Raw genomic sequence first — 4,572 nt, forward strand, 5'->3', positions numbered from 1 at the left:
CGACGTGCGGGTGATGCGCCGCGTGTTCCCGAAGTTCAATCGCAAGTCCAAGGACAACACGATCAAGAAGAAGCGGTTCCTCGGCTGCCAGCTCCACCTGCGCGGCGGCAAGGCCGCGAAGAACTACCGCCGCATCACCGTGGACTGCGTCTACTACGACGAGACCGACGGCTTCGATCGCGACATCGAGAAGGAGGGCAGCGCATTCCGTCTGGGCGACAAGCGCATCGAGGGCGCGACCTTCCCGAAGTCGGTGGCGGGCAGCACGCCGAAGCTGAAGGGCTTCAGCCTGATTGAGGACCGCGAGCACCAGGCCGACGTTCGCTTCCAGTACTTCATCCGCTGCCCGCACTGCGATGACGAGCACACGCTCGACTGGGGCGGCAAGGGTGCCCGGCACGGGATGAAGTGGACGGACGGCGACCCGGAGACGGTCGGCCACGTCTGCCCGCACTGCGGCGTCTGCATCACCCAGGCCGAGTACTTGGCGGCGTGGCGCGGCCGTTGGAAGGCGATCGACGGTGGTCATGGCGGGCTGTGGATCGACGAGCGCGACCCGATCCAGCTGCGCTTCCGCAATGCGGCGGACGAGGAGGTCAGTCCGCCGAAGCACGTGGCGTTCTTCTGCTGGACCGCCTACAGCCCGCAGGCGACCTGGGTGAGCATCGCGCGCGACTGGCTGACGGCAGCGAAGAAGGCGCAGGCCGGCGACGACAGCGACCTGAAGACCTTCATCAACACCACGCGCGGCGAGACCTACGAGCAGGAGCTGGAGAAGACCGACGCCAGCCAGCTCGCGCTGCGCGGCAAGCACGGCCATCCGCTGCGTACCGTGCCTCGCGGCGCCGTGAAGCTCGCAATCGGCGTGGACGTGCAGGGCGACCGCTGGGAGCTGGTGGTGTGGGGCTTCGGTCGTGGCGAAGAGATGTGGGTGGTGGATGACCTGGTCATCTACGGCAACCCGGCCGACCAGCGCGAGTGGGATCTGAAGCTGGATCCGGCGATCAAGGCGACCTACCGGCACGTGTGCGGCGTCGAGATGTCGGCCGACGCGGTCGCGATCGACACGGGCGGCCACTTCACCCACCAGTGCTATGTATTCGTGCGCAACCGGCCGAACCAGAACCTGTACGCGGTGAAGGGCGAGACTCGGCTGGGCCGGCCGATCAAGAGCGCCAGCGTCCTGGTCGACGTGAACGAGCGCGGCAAGACGATCCGGAAGGGCGTGCGGCTGTGGCACGTCGGGACCGACACGGCGAAGGACTTGCTGTACGGCCGACTGCAGGTCAGCCAGCCGGGACCGGGTTACGTGCACTTCGCGCGAGAGCTGACCGCCGAGTTCTACGACCAGCTCACGGCCGAGAGCCGGATGCTCGTGAAGACCGGCCGCGGCGAGGAGCACCGGTGGCTGAAGCCGGCCGGCAAGCGCAACGAGAAGCTCGATTGCACGGTCTATGCGCTGTTCTGCGCGCAGATGCTGGGCCTGCATACGCTCAGCGACAAGCTGTGGGCGCGGCTTGAAGCCGGACTGGAGCCGGACCTGTTCGCCGGCGGCGGGGCCGCGCCTAGTGCGGGGAGCGATCCGGCGCCAGTGCAGACGTCTGCACAACCCAGCGCGGTGGCCGCGGCCCCACCTCCGCCACCCACAGCTCGACCACCCGGCGTCCGTCCCATCGTTCAGAACTCTTTCATCGTCAGCGATTCTTGGAGCAGCCGCCTGTGAGCCAACCCCTCTTCCAATACCAGCAGCAACCCCGCCCCGATGCCGATGAGATCAAGGCCGATGCCGCCACACAGTGGGTGTTCGACATGACCGAGATCCTGCGCGATGACTTGGCGTTCCAAGAGCCGTGGGCCAGTGCGATTGCGCACGAGATCGTGCAAGGCATGCGCGCACGGTTTGGTGGCGACGACGTCTATGTGCCGGCGCCGGACAAGTCGGCGCGAGATGAGCGCGTGCGAGAGATGTTCAACGGCCGGAACATCAAAGACCTGATGCAGCTGTTCGGGCTGGCGCGGTCCACTGTGTATCGGATCGTCGGGCAGCGAGGACGGCCGTGAGGCGAGTGACTTAGAAGCCGACGTGYAGCGATGCGCGGCGGGGGCGCAAGCATCGCCAGTAAGGGAGATTGCCTGCTCCAGGGTGTGTGCGGTCGGTCAGACTGAGATGCCGAACGAACGCTCGGACCGAAAGGAGACCTCCGTCGCAACGCGTTGGATCTGCTCGTTCACGTCCGAGCGGAGGGGGCACGATCGCGGTGCTGACCCAGTCGAATGGCTGCTGTCGCGAGCAGCGAGGCGCAGCTGTTGACCCATTGCGGGCATCGACGAGCGGCAATACACCGACCCAGAGCGGTCTCTCAATCGCCGTTGATGGCTGATCCGTCAAGCGCGTTCAAAACGCGATTGGACCGGTAGGCCCTTGCGATGTCGATGGGACTGGAGTCGTCCGCTGACATCGCGGAAGCAATGGCTCCGTTTCGCATCAGCCACTCGATTGCCGCGATGCGTTCTTCGCCTGGCCGATCACCACCCTGAATAGCTGAATCGACCGCATGATCGACGGCGAAATGTAGAGCCGTCCAGCCTTCGACGTTGGCGAGTCTGATGTCCGCCCCATACTGCACGAGCAGTTCTAGAACTTCCAAGTCGTGGCGCATCGCGGCGACGGCGAGCGGAGATTCACCGAAAGCATCGAATCCATTCGGATCGCAACCTGCCGCCAGCAAGTCGCGGACTCGGCCAGTCGATCCTTCATCAATCGCTTGAGTCAGTTCTGTTTGAGCACGCATTCTCTTGCCGGCTATTGGCAACCGGCCTCCAGTTGTTGGCGCTCCTGGCCGCATGCAGCGTGGTGGCGGTCGGAGCGACCGTAACGCCGTGGGCGACTTCAGACGAGCTCGCCGACACGGTTCAATCCTCGATGAGTTCGAGTATCTTCTGCCAGAGGGGCCGGGGCGGGATGCCCACGTATCCCGACTCTTGCGCATCGTTGCATTCGATCACGATCCACTGGCCTTCCGCTGTCTTGGCGAAATCAACCACCAGGAACGGTACGTCCAGGCGTTTCGCGGCCAACTTCGCGACCTCCAGGCCAGCCGCCACATCGGCACATTCATATGCAGCGATCTGGTACCAGTAGCGCCCCCAACCAACGCACTCACCGTGCCACCAAAATGACCGGTACTCGATCGACGGCTGAACTTTCCCCGGCACCTGGCCAGTCACCGGGAACAGTGGAACGAACTCGCGGATGACCGGCTTCTGCCAGTGCAAGATTGCATCTGCGCGGTACTGTTGAGACGCCACTTCGTAGTGAGCCCGGCTTTGAATGATCGATAGGTCGGGGTTGTGCTTGCTGGTTTGCCTTGAACCCTTCATGAAGATGGGCCACTGAAAGTCAGCCTCGATCGCAGATGCAGTGGGAAGCGCATCAAAGACCTTCGTGCGCGGAGTAAGCCCCTCCAAAACGGGATACCAAGACTCCAGTTCGCTCGCCAGAACGTGCTCGCAGGGCGAGTTCACCAGACGGAGGCCCATCGCTAGCTTGTCAGCAAATTCTGCGGCGTAGTCGCTGATTGGCCCAACTCTCAGGACACATAGCTCTTCGCCATCGATTCGGTATGGGTGATCACACGCGAAGTGCAAATCGAAGTCGAAGTCATAGGCCGATACACCTACTTCTTCGCTCACAACGATGACTTTTCGTCCGACGCGCGCGATGTTCATATGCTCGATGCTAGCGCGAAGGTCGCGTCGCTCGTAAGCGGTCACCGCTGGAGGGCGGCTCTTGATCGAGAGCGACGATGGGACCACGTTTGGTTGTCAGCGGCAGGTGTCGAAGCCTGCACCCCTCTGAGGACGACTGAGCTCGTACGTTTATCGTTCAGCGACGCGGACGCAGACATCGTAGCCTCTCATGTTGTTGCCCGAAAGCGGACGGCGATGAGCGCCCGCTCCTGGCCGAACTGAGACACAAACTCGACCGCATGCTCAGGCGTGCGGGGTGATTCGCCGGGCAACTTCACGCCAAGAATCGGCGATCTTGTTCGCGAACTGTGGTTCCATGCCGATCATTGGCAACATGAAGACTGCACCGGATTCGTCAAACGCTAGCAACTCTCCGCCGCCGTCGGTTCCGAAGCCAAGGAAGCCGGGGGCGTAAGTCACGACCTGCAGGTCTCTGTTACCCGCCTCGATTTCGTCTGGGGTCCAGAGCGCAACGTATCCGGGCATTCCTGCGGTGAATCCTTCAACTACGCCTGCTTCTTTGAAGTAGGCGATGTAGTCGTTTGGTAGATCGATTCGCATGCCCACAGCCTACTCGAAACCGGACACTCGTGACCGGCTGCTCCCGGCCGATTTGCGTCAATGGCTATGCTCGCGCCCCGGCCATGCAAACATGTGCCTGCCCTTGATTTCGTCGTAGCAGCGCGAGCAGACCTCGGTATGGTTGCAGAAGGCCCTGAACCGTGGCGTCCTGTCCTGTTCCTGTGAGAAGACAAGCTCACAAGCGAAGCACCACCCCTGCTGCTCCACTCGGTGGGAACTGTTTTCCACAACCCCTCGCGG

At 62.9% G+C, this 4,572-nt stretch carries 5 protein-coding genes; 2 read left to right on the plus strand and 3 right to left on the minus strand.

The window, feature by feature from the left end; all coding sequences use genetic code 11:
* Positions 1-1,723, plus strand: a 1,723-nt coding sequence (locus AC1DXV_RS31605; protein WP_477937450.1) for a phage terminase large subunit family protein, incomplete at its 5' end; no start/stop codon positions are given.
* Positions 1,720-2,061 (plus strand): Mor transcription activator family protein, encoded by a 342-nt coding sequence (locus AC1DXV_RS31610; protein WP_477869855.1) that lies wholly within the window; start codon positions 1,720-1,722, stop codon positions 2,059-2,061. The genes AC1DXV_RS31605 and AC1DXV_RS31610, both read left to right, overlap by 4 nt.
* Before the next feature lie 299 nt (positions 2,062-2,360).
* Here the strand turns inward: AC1DXV_RS31610 and AC1DXV_RS31615 are convergent, their stop codons facing one another.
* From AC1DXV_RS31615 to AC1DXV_RS31625, 3 genes are all read right to left on the minus strand, one after another.
* A complete protein-coding gene (locus AC1DXV_RS31615; protein ID WP_477869857.1) occupies positions 2,361-2,792 on the minus strand; it encodes an ankyrin repeat domain-containing protein in 432 nt (143 codons plus the stop codon).
* Positions 2,793-2,913: 121 nt separating this feature from the next.
* Positions 2,914-3,729 carry an ATP-grasp domain-containing protein gene (locus AC1DXV_RS31620; RefSeq protein ID WP_477937452.1) on the minus strand — a complete coding sequence of 272 codons (816 nt, stop codon included), beginning with the start codon at positions 3,727-3,729 and terminating at the stop codon, positions 2,914-2,916.
* Positions 3,730-3,993: 264 nt separating this feature from the next.
* Positions 3,994-4,311: an SMI1/KNR4 family protein gene (locus AC1DXV_RS31625; protein ID WP_477869861.1), complete on the minus strand. Its 318-nt coding sequence runs from the start codon at positions 4,309-4,311 to the stop codon at positions 3,994-3,996.
* Between the last annotated feature and the right edge of the window lie 261 nt (positions 4,312-4,572).

This window comes from Rhizobacter sp. P3_C12, assembly GCF_056402735.1.